The following is a 16,540-nucleotide window of genomic DNA, read 5'->3' on the forward strand; positions in this document are numbered from 1 at the left end:
GGATTGGGGGTGGGTTTGAACATGGTCAAGCTCCTTGATCAATGGAGCCGCCACAAGTCGCTGCTAAACGAATTGGGTGGCGGCTGTACGCGGGTTAGCAGACCAGGGATCAAGGAACCCGGCGCACCGAAGTGCCCCACGCACAGCCACCAAATTGCAGATCGGACTGATCTGAAGGTGACACTGGCGAGCCTTGAAATTTACCGAGCTGCTAAACCCGATCGCTGAATGGGCAGCGACGTGGAGAACGATAGAGATCAGGGCCAAGACTCACAAGCCGGCGGATTCTGGCGTAGTTGTAGGCAACGACGCAAGGCGGTGTGGCTTTCAGGAATAGAGGCTGACGGCTTTTAAACAGGGCTTTCAGAACACTGCACATTCCCTGTGGGAGCGAGCTTGCTCGCGATGGCGGCATTACATCCGGCATTGGTGTTGACTGATACACCGCTATCGCGAGCAAGCTCACTCCTACAGTGGATCAGCGTATGTCTGTGAGAGATTGGTCGGCTGTCAGGCCGCCTTCGCGGGCAAGCCCGCTCCCACAGGTGCTGAGTACATCTGCAAGTGATTGGGCGGCTGGCAGGTCGCCTTCGCGAGCAAGCTCGCTCCCACAATTTGATCGGTGTACATCTGCAAGTAATTGGGCGGCTGTCAGGCCGCCTTCGCGGGCAAGCCCGCTCCCACAATTTGATCGGTGTACATCTGCAAGTAATTGGGCGGCTGGCAGGCCGCCTTCGCGAGCAAGCTCGCTCCCACAATTTGATCGGTGTACATCTGCAAGTAATTGGGCGGCTGGCAGGCCGCCTTCGCGAGCAAGCTCGCTCCCACAATTTGATCGGTGTACATCAGCAAGAAATTGATTGGCTGGCAGGCCGCCTTCGCGGGCAAGCCCGCTCCCACAGGTGCTGAGTACATCTGCAAGTAATTGGGCGGCTGTCAGGTCGCCTTCGCGAGCAAGCCCGCTCCCACAGGTGCTGAGTACATCTGCAAGTAATTGGGCGGCTGTCAGGTCGCCTTCGCGGGCAAGCCCGCTCCCACAGGTGCTGAGTACATCTGCAAGTGATTGGGCGGCTGTCAGGTCGCCTTCGCGAGCAAGCTCGCTCCCACAATTTGATCGGTGTGCATCAGCAAGTGATTGGTCGGCTGGCAGGCCGCCTTCGCGAGCAGGCTCGCTCCTACAGTTGGGCTGGGTACACTCGAAAGAAATTGGTCGGCTGGCAGGCCACCATCGCGAGCAAGCTCGCTCCCACAGAAGAGCAAAAAGCAGAGCATCCCGCACCACCGCGTCGCTTCTCACCACTCATCAGGCCGAGCGTTAGCTCGCCTGCAGCTTTTGATCTTGATCCACCCGCCCCCTCGGCAGGCTGAGCGGAGGTGTTTATCCGGGGATTGGCGCGTAGCGCCGTTCGACGCAGTCGAACTCATTGCATGTAGGTCGAAGCGAAGCCGACCGGAGGGCAATGCCCCCGGATGAATACCGGAGCGAAGGAACCCCGAGCCTTAGCGAGGGGCCGTACGTAAGGGGCGAGACCTTTTGGTTCCTTTTGGGGCGTTTGCCAAAAGGGACTCGCCGTAAGGGCGAAACCGCCAGCCGCCGTTACCGAAGTAACGGATATGTACTCAATCAACCAAGAACCTGGTCGGCCCAGAGGCCGCCAAGGTCAACACCTATGAAACATCCAAAGCCACAGACATGAACTGACCGATCCGCGACCGCAACCACCGCTCCGCCGGATCATTGTCATGCACCCCGCTCCAGGCCATCGACAACTGCGCCGCCTCAATCTCGAACGGCGGATCCTCAGCGCGCAAGCCACAGCCCTCGACCAACGCACACGCCGCATAATCCGGCACAGTGGCAATCATCTCGGTCCCGGCGAGCAACGCCCGCAATCCACTGAACTGCGGCACCCCCAGCACCACACGACGACTACGCCCGACCTTCGCCAGATCCAGGTCGATGTTGCCACTCAGGTCGCCGGAAAAAGACACCATCGCATGGGGCCGCTCGCAGTACTCATCCAGGGTCAGCGTCCCCGGCCGGGTGTCGCCGCGCAGCACTTTGCAGGGGATATCGCGCAGCTTCTTGCGCTTGGCATTGGCCGGCAGATCCGTGGTGTAGCTCACGCCCACCGAAATTTCCCCCGACGCCAACAGCGCTGGCATCAACAGGTAATTGGCTCGCCGCACGACCACGACGATGCCCGGTGCTTCCTCTTGCAACTGACGCAGCAACGGTGGAAACAAACCGAACTCGGCATCGTCCGACAACCCGATGCGAAACACATCGCAACTGGTCGCAGGATCGAATTCCTTGGCCCGGCTGACCGCACCGGAGATGGTGTCCATCGCTGGCTGCAATTCCTTGAGAATCGCCAATGCGCGCGCCGTCGGTTCCATGCCGCGTCCGTTGCGCAGCAGCAACGGATCGTCGAACAGATCGCGCAAACGCCCCAGCGCGGCGCTCACCGCCGGTTGGCCCATGAACAGTTTTTCCGCGACTCGGGTCAGGTTCTTTTCGAACATCAGGGCCTCGAAAATCACCAGCAGGTTCATGTCGACGCGACGCAGATCGTTACGGTTCATAGGCACGGGTTCCTTATGTGTGTTCGGCCGGGCGCGAGGATGAGAATTGTGTCTGACTTTACCCAAGACTTCCCGCGGTGAGCGAGAAATTAACAACGATTAACTCGTAAGCCAGAGCCTTCGGGTCCAAGAATGAAGCCTACCGACACGGACATTCGCCATGGCTCACGTTCAGCAAAATGCCGCCCCCGCGTCATTCACGCCGGTGCCAAAGAAAAACACCGGCGGCCTCAGCCCGCAGCGCGAAAAGCTGGTCAAACAACTGATCCTCGAACGCTTGGGCGACAGCCTGGAAGTCACCGAACTGGCGCAGGCCTGCGCCCTGTCGCGCAGTCACTTCTCCCGCGCGTTCAAGTGCAGCACCGGCCTCTCGCCACAGGACTGGATTCGCCAGCAGCGCATTGCCCTGGCCAAGCAATTGATCCAGCACACCAACCTCAGCCTCACGCAGATCAGCCTCGAATGCGGCTTCTGCGATCAGGCGCACTTCTGCCACATCTTCACCCGCAGCGAAGGCATCAATCCGTTTGCCTGGCGCTGTCAGTTTGTCCGCGGCATCGTCCACAATGGCAAAAGATCGCAGCCTTCGGCAGCGCCTACGGGTATGCACGTTACCGTGTAGGCGCTGGCGAAACCTGCGATCCCTTGATCCGGCTTTTTAACCTTTCAAGAACGCCAACAGGTCAGCGTTGAGCTGATCCTTATGGGTGTCCGTCAAACCGTGAGGGGCGCCCGGGTAAATCTTCAGGGTCGAGCCCTTTACCAGTTTGGCGCAGGAGACGCCCGCCGCTTCATACGGCACGACCTGATCCGCGTCGCCATGCACCACCAGCGTCGGCACGTCGAACTTCTGCAGGTCTTCGGTGAAGTCGGTTTCCGAGAACGCCTTGATGCAGTCATAGGCGTTCTTGTGGCCGGCCATCATGCCCTGCATCCAGAACCAGTCGATCATGCCCTGGGACGGTTTCGCGTCAGGCTTGTTGAAGCCGAAGAACGGGCCGCTGGCGAGGTCGATGTACAGCTGCGAGCGATCGACCAGCGAGGCCTGGCGGATGCCGTCGAACACTTCCAGCGGCAGGCCGCCGGGGTTGGCTTCGGTCTTGAGCATCAGCGGTGGCACCGCGGAAATCAGCCCGGCCTTGGCCACGCGGCCGGTGCCGTGGCGACCGATGTAACGCGCCACCTCGCCACCGCCGGTGGAGAAGCCGAACAGCACGGCGTTTTGCAGGTCGAGCAGCTCGATCAACTGTGCCAGATCGTCGGCGTAATGGTCCATGTCATTGCCCGACCACGGCTGGCTGGAACGCCCATGACCGCGACGGTCGTGGGCGATGACCCGATAGCCCTTGGAGGCCAGGAAGATCATCTGCGATTCCCAGCTGTCGGCGTTCAGTGGCCAGCCGTGACTGAAGACAATCGGCTGACCGGTGCCCCAGTCCTTGTAGTAAATCTCGACGCCATCGCGGGTAGTGAAAGTGCTCATGGGTGATGCCTCCTTAACGAGGGTTGGGGGGTGAATCAAACGGGTCAGTGGCGCAGGCGATCGGCCAGACGCGCCACCCGCTCGCCCAGGTGCGCGGCGGTGCAGCGATCCTCGGGCGGAGGGGCATCGTCAGGGGATTGCTCGACATTCGACTGGGCCATGGCGCCCAGTGAGCTACCCAGACGATTGAGTTGGCCGTTGAACGCGCCGGTGCTGGAGCGTGCCGGCAGCAGGTCGAGGCCGACCCAGATCATCGAGTGCTGGGCGGCGAACACCGTCATTTGCAGCAAGGTGTTGAGCTTGTCGCCGCACAGGCTGCCGGAGTTGGTGAAGCCCGCCGCGAGTTTGTCGCGCCAGGGCTGGGTCAGGTAGAACGCCGCCGTGGCCTCCATGAACGCCTTGAAGGCCGCCGAGGCGCTGCCCATGTAGGTCGGCGCGCCGAAAATGATGGCGTCGGCGTAGTGCAGCCGCTCCCAGTGCTCGTCTACCTCTTCGACCGGGATCAACTGGCAGGTGCTGCCAAGGTGCCGTTCCACGCCACCGGCCACGGCTTCGGCCATGACCCGGGTGTGCCCGTAGCCACTGTGATAGACCACCACCACGTTGCTCATTGGTTTGTCCTTGAGAGGGGTTGAAATCCCTTGTAGGAGCGAGCTTGCTCGCGATGGAGTATCAGTCGACACCCATGTGGCTGACACACCATCGCGAGCAAGCTCGCTCCTACAGGGAAGAGAGTTTTGAGTGCAGACCGGACGCAGGACGAGTTAAACGTTGTTAATTTTCCATGGCGCGCAAAAAGCCCCGGCTATCGCTGTCCATCTGTCGCGCCCAATGATCATCGGGCTGACGCCCCTTGACCGATACGCTAGAGTCAACACCCGCACCCGACAGTCACCCGGGCAGCGCATTGCGCTGGCTAAAAAACTTGAGGAATATGCTCGAAAACCGCGTACCAGACGGATGCAGCAGGAGCGACTCGTTGACCCTTTCCCCCGAACAGGCTGTGCATTTCGGCCCCTACCGGGTCTACCCCGGACAACGCCTGGTGATGGAGGCCGACCAGCCTTTGCGCCTGGGGCGGCGCGCCATGGACATCCTGTTGATCCTGCTTGAGCACGCCGGCAACGTGGTCAGCAAGCAGCAACTGATCGCCCGGGTCTGGCCCAACACCGTGGTCGAAGACATCAACCTGCGGGTGCACATGGCCGCGTTGCGCAAGGCGCTCGGCGACGGACAGGCCGGCCAGCGCTACATCGTCACCGTGGCCCAGCGCGGGTACAGCTTCGTCGCACCGCACTCACTGGAGCAGGCCGAGCAACCGCCAGCACCCGAGGCTTGCGCACCGAGCCGGCATAACCTGCCGGTGCGCCGTACGCGAATGATCGGCCGGCAGACCCTGGTCGACAAGCTGGTGGTGCAACTGCCACGCCAGCGCTTCATCACCCTCGTCGGTCCCGGCGGCATCGGCAAGACCACCGTGGCCTTGCGGGTCGCCGAACAAATGATCGGTCGCTACCGGGACGGCATTCGCCTGCTGGACCTGGCCCCGATCAACTGCCCGCTGATGATCGACGGTCATCTGGCGACGTTGCTCGAACTGGCCCTGCACGACGACGCCCCCCTGAACGGTCTTGCCGACTGTCTGCGTGACAGGCAAATGCTGTTGGTCATCGACAACTGCGAGCACCTGGTCGACGCCATCGCCCATCTTTGCGAAACCATTCTGCGCAGTGCGCCGCACGTGCATATTCTCGCCACCAGCCGCGAAAGCCTGCGGGCCGAAGGCGAATTCGTCCAGCGCCTGGAATCACTCGACTGCCCGCCGCCCATCGCCGTCCTCGACTGCGCCCAGGCGATGACCTTTTCCGCCCTGCAACTGTTTGTCGAGCGGGCCATGGCCAGCCATGACAGCTTTGAACTGACGGACGATGAACTGCCGCTGTTGATCGACATCTGCCACCGACTGGACGGCATCCCACTGGCCATCGAACTGGCGGCGGCGCAAGTGGGCAACTTCGGATTGCCCGGCTTGTTGACGCAGTTGCAAAGCAACTTCCGGGTGTTGACCCAGCCCAGCCAGACGCCCCCGGCACGCCATCAGACCCTGCGCGCGACACTGGACTGGAGCTTCGAGCTACTCAGCGCCTGCGAAAAGACCTGCCTGCGCCGACTGAGTGTGTTTCGCGGCGGTTTCACCCTGGAGTCCGCAGCGGCGGTGATTGTCGGCGAACACATCGAACCCCGCGAGGTGTTCGGCTCGATCACCCAACTGGTCGCCAAGTCCCTGTTGAACGTGGAGGTGGGCGACGAGGATGTTTACTACCGCCTGCTCGATACCACCCGCAGCTATGCCCTGGAAAAACTTGCGCAAACCACCGACCTGCCCGGGACGCGGGAGCGGCATGCCGAGCGTTGCCTGGCAACGATGCAACAGGCGCAGGACGACTGGGAGAAAACGTCCACCGGCTTGTGGCTCGAACGCTATGGCCGGGCCCTGGAGGACATCCGTGCAGCCCTCGATTGGGGTTTGCACGGGCAAGGGCCGCAGGCACTGGCGATACGCCTGGCCGCGACGTCCACGCCGCTGTGGCAGGAGTTGTCACTGCTCAAGGAACACGGCGGTTATGTGCGCAAGGCGCTGGCCTTGCTCGAGCAGTCTGCCGAGCCTTGCCCGCGCTTGCAGATGGCCCTCAAGCTGGCTTTGGGCAGTGCCTGTTATCACGTTCAAGGAGGTAGCAGCGAAACCGTTGGCGCCTTCGTCAGCGCCAGAGCCCTGGCCAGCCAACTCAACGATGTGGCCGGTCAGTTGCGGGCGATTTCCGGGCACCTGGCGGTCAATCTCAGCTGCGGCCAATACCAGATGGCCCTGGAACAGAGTCGGCAATTCGATCACCTGGGGCTGCAAGACGACGCCCAGATGTCCCTGAGCATGCATCGATTGCGGGTGCTCGCCCTGCACTTCTCCGGCAACCAGCATCAGGCTGGGGAGCATGCCGAACAAGTGCTGCAACGCATGGCCCACAGCGGTCATCTCAACCGTTTCACCCATGGCTTTGGCGTGCAATACGACCAGAGTGTCGCGGCGCTGACCCTCCACGCGCGCATCCTCTGGCTGCAAGGCCAGCCGGAACAGGCCTGGCGCACTGCCCGCCAGGCGCTGGACACCGCATTGCAGATCAACCACGGCACATCGATCTGCTACACCCTGGCGCTCGCCGGCTGCCTGATCGCCCACTACAACGGCGATACCCGCAGCGCCCGCGAACTCCTGCGCCTGCTGCTGCAACAAGCGCGGAAGCACTCGGTCCTGCTGTTCCATGACTGGGCGCAACACTATGCGCGGGTGATCGGCGGTACCGATGTTCAGCCAATCGGCCGACAAAGCGTCGGTTTGATCAAGGACATCATGGTCACGCTGGATTCAACCTGTGTCGACGATGATTTGCTCGAACGTGCGCAAAGCGGTGTTTCGGACTGGAGCACGGCAGAGATACTGCGGGCCAGGGCCAGGACGTTGCTGGCAACCGATTGCCCGCTCCAGACCGCGACGGCCGAAACCATGCTGCTCAAGGCACTCAACGTGGCAAAGGCCCAGGGTGCCCTGGCCTGGGAGCTGCGCAGCGCCACCTCACTGGCGCAGTTGTGGCAGCGTCAGGGCGATCCCCAACGGGCGCATCAATTGCTGGCCCCGATCTACCAGCGCTACACCGAAGGTTTCGCCACGCCAGACTTGATGACCGTTCGCCGGCTACTCGACGAGTTGCAATGCGACCTGCCCGCCTGAAGGCCAGCGCGCTTGACTGACGTAACCGGCATAACGCATTTCAAGGGCGCGCAACTCACCACTGAGTTCGAGTTTTTCCAGCGCGTAGGTGCGGGTGGTGTTGAGGAAGCGGTAGCGGGCCACTTCCCTCCCCTGCTCCAGGGTCAGTAGCGACTTGAGGGCCAGACTTTCCATCACCTTGATCAGGTCGGCGGCGGGCAGCCTGTCGCAGCAGATCACGCCGATCGCTGCGTCCCGGGTGAAGGCCATTTTGAAGACTGCCAGGCGCTGCAACACGGTTTGCTCCGCGGCTGTCAAACGTTCGTAGCTCCAGTCCAGCGCCGCCTTGAGCGTCTGGTGCCGCGGCACGGCCGTGCGGCGGCCCTGGGACAGCAATTGAAAACAGTTATCGAGTTGCGCTTGCAACCCCACCAGCGCCAGCGCATCGATTTGCGCCGCCGCCAATTCAATCGCCAGCGGCAGGCCGTCGAGGCGCCGGCAGATTTCCCGTACGGTCTTGAGGTCTTGTTCGCGCAGGGTGAACCCTTGCTGACGAGCCCGGGCACGGCTGACGAATAGCTGCACCGCCGAATAGCCCATGACCTCGTCAACACTGCGCAGCGCTGACACCGGCGGCACCGCCAGCGGTGGCAGACGCAATACGGTTTCGCCCGCCGCCTGGAGCGGCTCGCGGCTGGTGGCGAGGATCGACAGACGAGGCAGCGAAGCCAGCAGCGTTTCGATCAACGTCTGGCAGCGTTCGAGCAGGTGTTCGCAGTTGTCCAGGACCAACAAGGCATGCCGCTGCGCCAGCGCCTCCAGCGTGGTGCCGACCTCCAGCCCAAGGGTTCGTGTGAGGTGGTCGGTCACTTGCGCCGGGGCATCGATCGCCGCCAGGTCCACCAGCCACACGCCGTGCCGATAGTGCTGCAACAACAGTTCGGCCACGCGCAGCGCCACGGTGGTCTTGCCGATCCCGCAAGGCCCGACCAGGGTCATGAATCGGCGCACCGGCAACTGCCGCACCAGGCTGCCGACAACCGCATCGCGCCCGGTGATCGGCGTGAGCCGCGCCGGCAAGTTGTGCAGGGGCTTTTTTACGGTCTCGCTCGGGAACGATACGGGCTGCGGCGAATGCTGTACCGGGGCGACAAAACTGTAGCCGCGCTGGGGAACGTTGACGATGTAGCACTGGCCGTTCTGGCCGTCGCCCAGGGCTCGGCGCAGGGCGGCAATGTGTACCCGCAGGTTGATCTCTTCGACCACGGAGCGCGGCCAGACCTGCGCAATCAACTCTTCCTTGCTGACCACCGAGCCTGCGTGCTCGACCAGCACCTGCAACACGTCAAGGGCGCGGCCGCCCAGGCGCAGCGGTCGATCGCCCTCCAGCACCAGTCGCTGACTGAGGTGGAAAGCGTAGGGCCCGAATTGCAGCACCGCTTCGCTGTTTATATCTCTGAGACTGTTCATGGGCTGTCACTCGCTGCAAGCCTGGCTTCCAGCCCAGGCTCTGCACCGTCCTTGCAATGAGTTCAGCGCTATCTTGGCAGGCCTCGGTGACGGTACAACTGCCGCGGGGGGAGCGTCACGGCCATTGCGGTGCGCACGACGGACATACGCGCTAGCTGAACTGCTCGCGGTATTGGGTTGGAGTCAGGCCGAGCTTTTCACTGAACAGAAAACGCATGTGCCGCACGCTGCCGAAGCCGCTTTTGAAGGCCACGGTCTTGAGTGGCAACTCGGTGGTTTCCAGCAGGTTCCTGGCGCAATCGATACGCGCGCTTTGCAGAAACTCCATTGGCGTCATGTTCACATCCCGGGCAAACACCCTGGCGAAATGACGCGGGCTCATGTTGGCCAGACCGGCCATGGACTCGATGCTGTAGGTTTCATCGAGATGTTCAAGCACATGGTTCTGCACCCGGGTAATCGCCGTTTCGTGAGGGGCCACCGCCGCCATCAACGGGCTGAACTGCGCTTGCCCGCCCTGGCGCTTCATCACCACCAGCAGCACCTTGGCCACGTCCTGGGCGACTTTTTTTCCATGGTCCTGGGCGACCACCGACAAGGCCAGGTCGATCCCGGCGGTGACGCCACCGGAAGTGATCAGGTTGCGGTCCTGAACGAAGATCTGATCGGTCTCGACGGTCGCCTTCGGAAAGCCCTTGATCAGCCGCTCGGTGTAGTGCCAGTGGGTGGTGACGCGATAGCCGTCGAGCAAACCCGCATGCCCCAACACGAACGCCCCGGTGCAGATCGAGCCATAACCGGCGGACCGGCTGACGTTGTGCCTGAGCCAGTCGAGCAATGGCGGATGCTTTTCGTTGTAGGCACCGGGACCACCGGGCACCAGCAGCAAATCAAAACCCTCGCAGGCCTGATCGATGTGCCGGTCGGCGTGCACGCTCACCCCGTTGGACGCCCGCAGTGCGCCGGGCTCGGTGCCGATGGTCGTCAGCACATAGTGATCTTCGGGTTTCAGATAACGATTGGCGATGGAAAACACTTCCATGGGCCCGGCCATGTCGAGCAGGAGAAAGTCGGGAAACAGCACCATTGCCACGGTTTTCATGGATTGGAATTCACTGGGATCTATAGGGTTGGCACACCGAACCTTGTGGGAGCGGGCTTGCTCGCGAAAGCAGTGTGTCATCCACCATCAAGTAACCTGACACTACGCCTTCGCGAGCAAGCCCGCTCCCACAAAAGTCGTGCTGTGCATTATGACCAGACACAAGCCAAAGTCGGAAAAGAATAACTGATTCGCGCCCGAATACTGTCAACCTGACAGAGACAGTATTTCAATTTCAACCTACTTATTGCATCAACCAGTAACCATTAACCTTCTCCTCACTCGGACGAATTCACGTCCCCAAAGGAGATTTCATCATGCTGACTCTTCGCAAAGCCTCGGATCGTGGCCTGGCCAATCACGGCTGGTTGAAGTCGTTCCATACCTTTTCCTTCGCCAGCTATCGCAACCCGAAAGAGCAGGGTTTTTCCGACCTGTTGGTGATCAACGACGACCGCGTCGCCGCCGGCAAAGGCTTCGGCCAGCACCCGCACCGCGACATGGAGATTTTCTCCTATGTGCTTGAAGGTGCCCTGGAACACAAGGACACCCTGGGCACAGGTTCCGTGATCCGCCCCGGCGACGTGCAACTGATGAGCGCAGGCAGCGGTGTGGCCCACAGTGAATTCAACCACTCCGGAACCCGGCCGGTGCACTTTCTGCAGATATGGATCGTGCCCGACGTCAGCGGCGCCAAACCGCGCTATCAGCAAGAGCATTTCAGCACCCAGAAGAAACGCGGGCGCCTGCAACTGATCATCTCGCCGGACGGCGCCAAGGGTTCGCTGAAGGTGCGTCAGGATGCACGGGTGTACGCTGGCCTGATCGACGGCAAGGAAAGCGCAACCCTGGAGCTCGCCGCCAACCGCTACGCCTATGTGCATGTGGCCCGGGGCAGCGTTGAGCTCAACGGTGTGTTGTTGCAGGAAGGCGACGGTGTGCGGGTTCGCGAAGAACAGGTGCTGACCTTGAACAATGGCGTGGATGCAGAAGTATTGGTCTTCGATCTGCGGCCACAGGAACTGCCGGAAATGCCATGACAGATCCCTGTGGGAGCGGGCTTGCTCGCGAAAGCGCTGTGTCATTCAACAGAGATGTCGACTGGCACTCCGCCTTCGCGAGCAAGCCCGCTCCCACAGGTTGTGTGGCCCCCGGATTTATTCGCAGGTCCCGGCGCCCCCTGCGACAAAGGTAGCGATCTCTGCGCCCTGCTCCCCCTGATAACGGGCCCGATAGCGCCCGGGGCTTTCCCCGGTCCACTTCTTGAACGCCCGGTGGAAGGCGCTGGGTTCCTGGAAACCCAGTTGTTCAGCGATATCGCTGATGCTCGCGTCGCTCTGACGCAATTGCTCAAAGGCCACGCCACGGCGGACTTCGTCCTTGATCTCTTGGTAGGAACAGCCTTCACGCTCCAGTTTGCGGCGGAAGGTGCTGGGGCTCAGGTGCTGTTCCAGGGCAAAGGCCTGCAACGTCGGCCACTGACTGTAATGACTGCCGCGCAAGCGCTGATGAACCTGGGATGCCAGGCCATGCTGGTTGCGGAAGCGGATCACCAGCCATTGCGGCGCGGTACGCAGAAACACTTTCAGCGACGCCAGGTCCTGAACCACGGGCAGGCGCAAGTAGTGGCTGGCAAATTCGATTTCGGTGCGCTCGGCACCGAAGGTCAGGTTGGGGCCCCACAGCAGGCGGTCGTCACCCAGCGACAGGCGCGAATGGCGGAAGTCCGCACGGTCAATGGGAATGCGCCGCCCGCCCAGCCAGCACAGCAGACTGATCATCAACACCAGGAAAGTTTCTTCACCAAACCGGCTGGCATCGTTGTCCGTCGAACGAGTGTCGAGGCTGATGACCGCACGCTTGCCACGCACGGCCAGAGAGCCGCGAAAGTCGCGCAGGAACAAGCCGAAGTTGGCCAGGCATTGACGCATGGCCTTGTGCAGATCGGGCTCCTGAATCAAGGCACGGCAAATCAGGGCGAAACTGCCCGGCGGCATGCCATGGGAATCGAGCCCGAAAAACTCATCGTCGAGCTCGCGGATCTGGATCAGCCACAACGCCGCAAACGCATTGGCCGGCACCCGCGCCGTGGGTTGGTGCATGACCGCCGGATCAATGCCCGCCTGTTCGAGCACGGCCGTCACGCGCTGCGGATCATCGCGCAGCCCATGGATCATTGCCTGCACGAAATAGGCGGCAACCGAGTCCTTTTCCCGCATTGGTTCGCTTCTCTCTCATCACCCGAATGGCAAAAAACATCAGTGCCGTTGAACAGTTTTGGCATAGGACAACCGCCCTGCCGGCTCTAGACTCGCGGCAATAGTACGCCTTCGGCCGCAATCGCGGCCAAGGTATCGCAGGGTTTGATCGAAGGATGGGAAGATGAATCTGCAAAACATCGGGGTGATCGGTGCGGGCACCATGGGCAACGGCATCGCACAAGTCTGCGCCATGGCCGGTTTCAACGTGACCTTGCTCGACATTTCCGAAAGCGCTTTGCAAAAAGCCGTCGCAACGGTCGGCAAAAACCTGGACCGGCAGATCGCCAAGGAAACCCTGACGCCGGAGCAGAAACAGGCCGCTCTCGACAAAATCCGCACCAGCACCGACTACAGCAGCCTGCAAAATGCGCAGCTGGTCATTGAAGCTGCGACGGAAAATCTCGACCTGAAACTGCGTGTGCTGCAACAGATTGCCGCGCAAGTCAGCAGCGAATGCGTCATTGCCTCCAATACCTCGTCGCTGTCGATCACCCAACTCGCCGCCAGTGTCAGCCAGCCTGAACGCTTCATCGGCCTGCATTTCTTCAACCCGGTGCCGGTGATGGGCCTGATCGAAGTCATCCGTGGCCTGCAAACCAGTGACGCGACCCACCAACTGGCACTGGACATGGCGACCACCCTCGGCAAAACCGCGATCACTGCCGGTAATCGCCCGGGCTTCGTGGTCAACCGGATCCTGGTGCCGATGATCAACGAAGCAATCCTGGTGTTCCAGGAAGGCCTGGCCAGCGCCGAAGACATCGACGCCGGTATGCGCCTGGGCTGCAACCAGCCTATCGGCCCGTTGGCCCTGGCGGACCTGATTGGCCTGGACACCCTGTTGTCGATCCTCGAAGCCTTCTATGACGGTTTCAACGACAGCAAATATCGCCCGGCGCCGTTGCTCAAGGAAATGGTCGCCGCCGGTTACCTGGGACGTAAAACGGGGCGCGGCTTCCATGCCTATGCCTGAGCGTTGCTCGCGCTTTGCCGAGTACCGGGACAAGGTCCTGGAGCTGTTTGCCTGCAAGGGGTTCGGCCAGGTCGGCATGCGTGAGCTCGCGACGTGCCTGGGGCTCTCCCCAGGCTCGCTGTATCACCATTACCCCAGCAAACAGCATCTGCTGCTCGACCTGATCGAGGAGTTCTACGAGGAGCTGCTGGCCACCCTGGGACGTATCCAGCAAAAGGCCCCGGGCAAGCGCGACAAACTCAACAGCCTGATCCGCGCCCATCTGAATCTGCATCGGGAGATGCCCTGGCATTTCCGCCTGGTGGAGCGCGACAGCGGTTGCCTGAACGAAGAGCAACAGGATCGGGTCCGGCAATTGCGCGAGCAATACGAACGCACGTTGCTGAGGATGCTGGGCGCCAAGTCCCGTTTCAGCGAGCAAGGCCTGCTGGCCGCCGGGCATGCCATTGGCGCCCTGCTCAACAGTGCTCCCAGCTGGCTGACGCCACATGTGCTGGACGAGCAGGAACGTGATGAGCTGCTCGAGAGCATGGTCAGCGGCGCCATCGAACGCGTGCTTGCGCCACGGCGTGTGCCGGAGGCAATAAGCCTGGCGCGTCCTATTGAAAAAACATCTAAAGAAACACAAGCTTCGACGAAGATTTAGCGCTTTGCTTGTCGGCTCGACACAATCGGAATTCGCCGAAAAAACCGGCGTCCAAACCGATGTATGTACTCGAGCACCTGGAGCCGACCATGAAAATCAATCCCTACCTTATCTTCAACGGCGACTGCAAAGCTGCCTTCACGTTCTACGCGCAGTGCCTGCAAGGCCAGATCGAAGCCATGATGACCTTCGGCGAAACGCCTGCCGGTGAGCATGTCCCCACGGATCTGCACAACCTGATCATCCATACCCGCCTGATCGTGGGCGACCAGGCGATCATGGGGTCGGACACCACTCCGGATCGTCCCGTCCAGGGCATGAGTGGTTGCTCGATCTCACTCAACGTCGACAGCATTGCCGAGGCTGAACGGGTCTTCAAAGCACTTGCGGACGGTGGATCTGTGCAAATGCCACTGGAAACCACGTTCTGGGCAGCACGCTTCGGCATGCTGGTCGACCGTTTTGGTGTGTCGTGGATGGTCAATTGCGAAAAGGATCAGTGAAAGGCCTTGGTCGATCGAGAGTATTGAAGGCACAAAAAAGCCCGACCTGAAAAGGTTGGGCTTTCTGGCAACTCCCGGCCTGTCTGCTACCGTCAACTAGCCATACGGATAGCAGCGAACCTGAGGAGGATACCCACTATGCCGGCCCACGACGCGTCCTGGTCCACCCGTTGCAAGCTCTTGCTACTGGCCGGTGGAATGATCGCCAGCCTGCTGACCCTCAATGGTTGCGCCACTGTCGATGCCCAGACCACCGCCTATGTCGGTGTAGAACATCCGGCACCGACATCGCCGGACCAGGTTGTCGTGTTGCGCTCGGAGCCTCTGCGCCCACATGTGCGTCTGGGTGAAGTGTTGATCGACGCCAGCATCGACCCTGCCCCGCCGATTACCGAAGTCGAACAGAAGCTGCGGGAAGAGTCCGCCAAACTCGGTGGCGACGCCGTGGTGGTCGTCTATGACCACATTCAGGCGGTGGGTGCCTATGCCAGCGGGCCGCTGTGGGCACGCGACGTGAGGACCATCGAGGGACGCAAGCTCAAAGGTATCGTGATCAAGTACCAGTAGATATCTCCCCCTGGAGGACAGCGTCAACGGAGGTTGAATTTGAATGACGTGGTGATCGCCCTCATCGTTTTCGCGTGCCTGTCCGCCAGCGCACTGATGGGCTCGTACGTGAGGGAGCGATTACCGAGCCATCATCTGAGCGATGACTCCGTGGCGGTGGTGAAGCTGGCCACCGGCCTCATTGCAACGATGTCGGCGCTGGTCCTCGGCCTGCTCGTTTCCTCTGCCAAAGGCACCTTCGATACGGCCAATGCCGAACTGGAAGGCGCGGCGGCGAAAGTGGTTCAATTCGACCGTTTGCTGGCCCGCTACGGCCCCGACACCCAGGGCATCCGCACCGAGCTCAAGCACAACTACGCCGAAGTCACCCAGGTGCTCGCGACCCGCGATCACCGTCAGATTGAAAAACTCGATAGCCCAGAAGTGATCCGTCGCTCCGAAGGCCTGCAACGCCAGGTCGAGTCACTGACGCCCGGCAACGATGATCAGCGCGCGCTCAAAGCCAAGGCATTGCAAGACATGGACACCGTGTTTGCCGCCCGCTGGCTGACCCTGCTGCAGGCCAATCAATCGATTCCACCGGTGATGCTGGTGATCCTGGTGACGTGGCTGGGGATTATCTTCGGTTCGTTTGGCCTGTTTGCACCCTGCAACGGCACCATTGTCGCCGTATTGCTGATGTGTGCCCTGTCGACGGGGGCAACCATCCTGCTGGTAGAGGAACTCAATCGACCGCTTGATGGTTTTATTTGTGTGTCGCTGGATCCCTTGGAGCACACGCTGGAGCGGTTGGGGCAGTAATTTCATTTCCTGCGGACAAAAACAAAACCCCTACCTGCATACGCAGATAGGGGTTTCGGAATTTAATCTTGACGATGACCTACTCTCACATGGGGAAACCCCACACTACCATCGGCGATGCATCGTTTCACTGCTGAGTTCGGGATGGGATCAGGTGGTTCCAACGCTCTATGGTCGTCAAGAAATTCGGGTACTGAGTCGTGGCCGGTCGGCCTCGCTTCAGCAAATTGGGTATGTGATAAAAATCGGTGTTTTGTGAGCGTCGAACTTTCGGTTCTTTCGTCTTCACACACCGCAATCTGATGCTCTTTCGAGTAGTCAAATTGCTTGGGTGTTATATGGTCAAGCCTCACGGGCAATTAGTATTGGTTAGCTCAACGCCTCA

Annotated in this window: 16 protein-coding genes and 1 rRNA gene; 9 read left to right on the forward strand and 8 right to left on the reverse strand. The window is 61.0% G+C overall.

Features of this window, described 5'->3' with window-relative positions; all coding sequences use genetic code 11:
* On the forward strand, positions 1-228 hold a 228-nt coding region (locus tag KGA98_RS27430; protein ID WP_223473824.1), incomplete at its 5' end, for a hypothetical protein.
* Positions 229-651: 423 nt separating this feature from the next.
* On the opposite strand, the gene KGA98_RS27435 is transcribed toward KGA98_RS27430, so the two are convergent.
* Together KGA98_RS27435 and KGA98_RS27440 are read right to left on the reverse strand one after the other, a co-directional pair.
* Positions 652-888 (reverse strand): hypothetical protein, encoded by a 237-nt coding sequence (locus tag KGA98_RS27435; RefSeq protein ID WP_218543905.1) that lies wholly within the window; start codon positions 886-888, stop codon positions 652-654.
* Between the two features lie 780 nt (positions 889-1,668).
* A complete protein-coding gene (locus tag KGA98_RS27440; RefSeq protein WP_057715510.1) occupies positions 1,669-2,586 on the reverse strand; it encodes a LysR family transcriptional regulator in 918 nt (305 codons plus the stop codon).
* A 160-nt stretch (positions 2,587-2,746) separates the two neighbouring features.
* Here KGA98_RS27440 and KGA98_RS27445 point away from each other — a divergent pair, with 160 nt between their 5' ends.
* Positions 2,747-3,208, forward strand: coding sequence for a helix-turn-helix domain-containing protein (locus KGA98_RS27445; RefSeq protein WP_150814708.1), 462 nt, complete (start codon positions 2,747-2,749; stop codon positions 3,206-3,208).
* 36 nt (positions 3,209-3,244) lie between these two features.
* Here the strand turns inward: KGA98_RS27445 and KGA98_RS27450 are convergent, their stop codons facing one another.
* Positions 3,245-4,069 carry an alpha/beta fold hydrolase gene (locus KGA98_RS27450; protein ID WP_150814709.1) on the reverse strand — a complete coding sequence of 275 codons (825 nt, stop codon included), beginning with the start codon at positions 4,067-4,069 and terminating at the stop codon, positions 3,245-3,247.
* 44 nt (positions 4,070-4,113) lie between these two features.
* Positions 4,114-4,680, reverse strand: coding sequence for a flavodoxin family protein (locus tag KGA98_RS27455; RefSeq protein WP_150814710.1), 567 nt, complete (start codon positions 4,678-4,680; stop codon positions 4,114-4,116).
* 368 nt (positions 4,681-5,048) lie between these two features.
* Here KGA98_RS27455 and KGA98_RS27460 point away from each other — a divergent pair, with 368 nt between their 5' ends.
* On the forward strand, positions 5,049-7,853 hold the full coding sequence (locus tag KGA98_RS27460; protein WP_150814711.1) for an ATP-binding protein: 2,805 nt from the start codon (positions 5,049-5,051) through the stop codon (positions 7,851-7,853).
* On the opposite strand, the gene KGA98_RS27465 is transcribed toward KGA98_RS27460, so the two are convergent.
* A complete protein-coding gene (locus tag KGA98_RS27465; RefSeq protein ID WP_150814712.1) occupies positions 7,818-9,302 on the reverse strand; it encodes an ATP-binding protein in 1,485 nt (494 codons plus the stop codon). The two genes, KGA98_RS27460 and KGA98_RS27465, sit on opposite strands and share 36 nt — an antisense overlap.
* 151 nt (positions 9,303-9,453) lie before the next feature.
* The gene (locus tag KGA98_RS27470; protein ID WP_150814713.1) at positions 9,454-10,404 is read right to left on the reverse strand and encodes a GlxA family transcriptional regulator; all 951 of its coding nucleotides are present in this window, start codon (positions 10,402-10,404) and stop codon (positions 9,454-9,456) included.
* 317 nt (positions 10,405-10,721) lie between these two features.
* Here KGA98_RS27470 and KGA98_RS27475 point away from each other — a divergent pair, with 317 nt between their 5' ends.
* On the forward strand, positions 10,722-11,444 hold the full coding sequence (locus KGA98_RS27475; protein ID WP_150814714.1) for a pirin family protein: 723 nt from the start codon (positions 10,722-10,724) through the stop codon (positions 11,442-11,444).
* 117 nt (positions 11,445-11,561) lie between these two features.
* On the opposite strand, the gene KGA98_RS27485 is transcribed toward KGA98_RS27475, so the two are convergent.
* On the reverse strand, positions 11,562-12,623 hold the full coding sequence (locus KGA98_RS27485; protein ID WP_150814715.1) for an AraC family transcriptional regulator: 1,062 nt from the start codon (positions 12,621-12,623) through the stop codon (positions 11,562-11,564).
* Between the two features lie 163 nt (positions 12,624-12,786).
* Here KGA98_RS27485 and KGA98_RS27490 point away from each other — a divergent pair, with 163 nt between their 5' ends.
* The 5 genes from KGA98_RS27490 (at position 12,787) to KGA98_RS27510 (ending at position 16,155) form a co-directional block, all read left to right on the forward strand.
* The gene (locus KGA98_RS27490) at positions 12,787-13,638 is read left to right on the forward strand and encodes a 3-hydroxybutyryl-CoA dehydrogenase (protein ID WP_057715519.1); all 852 of its coding nucleotides are present in this window, start codon (positions 12,787-12,789) and stop codon (positions 13,636-13,638) included.
* Positions 13,625-14,284 (forward strand): TetR/AcrR family transcriptional regulator, encoded by a 660-nt coding sequence (locus KGA98_RS27495; protein WP_150814716.1) that lies wholly within the window; start codon positions 13,625-13,627, stop codon positions 14,282-14,284. Before KGA98_RS27490 ends, KGA98_RS27495 begins: the two co-directional genes overlap by 14 nt.
* An 89-nt stretch (positions 14,285-14,373) precedes the next feature.
* Positions 14,374-14,787 (forward strand): VOC family protein, encoded by a 414-nt coding sequence (locus KGA98_RS27500; RefSeq protein ID WP_150814717.1) that lies wholly within the window; start codon positions 14,374-14,376, stop codon positions 14,785-14,787.
* A gap of 138 nt (positions 14,788-14,925) precedes the next feature.
* On the forward strand, positions 14,926-15,354 hold the full coding sequence (locus KGA98_RS27505) for a hypothetical protein (RefSeq protein ID WP_150814718.1): 429 nt from the start codon (positions 14,926-14,928) through the stop codon (positions 15,352-15,354).
* Positions 15,355-15,402: 48 nt separating this feature from the next.
* Positions 15,403-16,155, forward strand: a complete 753-nt coding sequence (locus KGA98_RS27510) for a hypothetical protein (RefSeq protein WP_223473825.1) — start codon at positions 15,403-15,405, stop codon at positions 16,153-16,155.
* A gap of 66 nt (positions 16,156-16,221) precedes the next feature.
* On the opposite strand, the gene rrf is transcribed toward KGA98_RS27510, so the two are convergent.
* A 5S ribosomal RNA gene (gene rrf / locus KGA98_RS27515) occupies positions 16,222-16,337 on the reverse strand.
* Positions 16,338-16,540: the final 203 nt, after the last annotated feature.

Origin of the sequence: Pseudomonas sp. BF-R-24 (genome assembly GCF_019947335.1) — a bacterium.
GTDB lineage: Bacteria > Pseudomonadota > Gammaproteobacteria > Pseudomonadales > Pseudomonadaceae > Aquipseudomonas > Aquipseudomonas jessenii.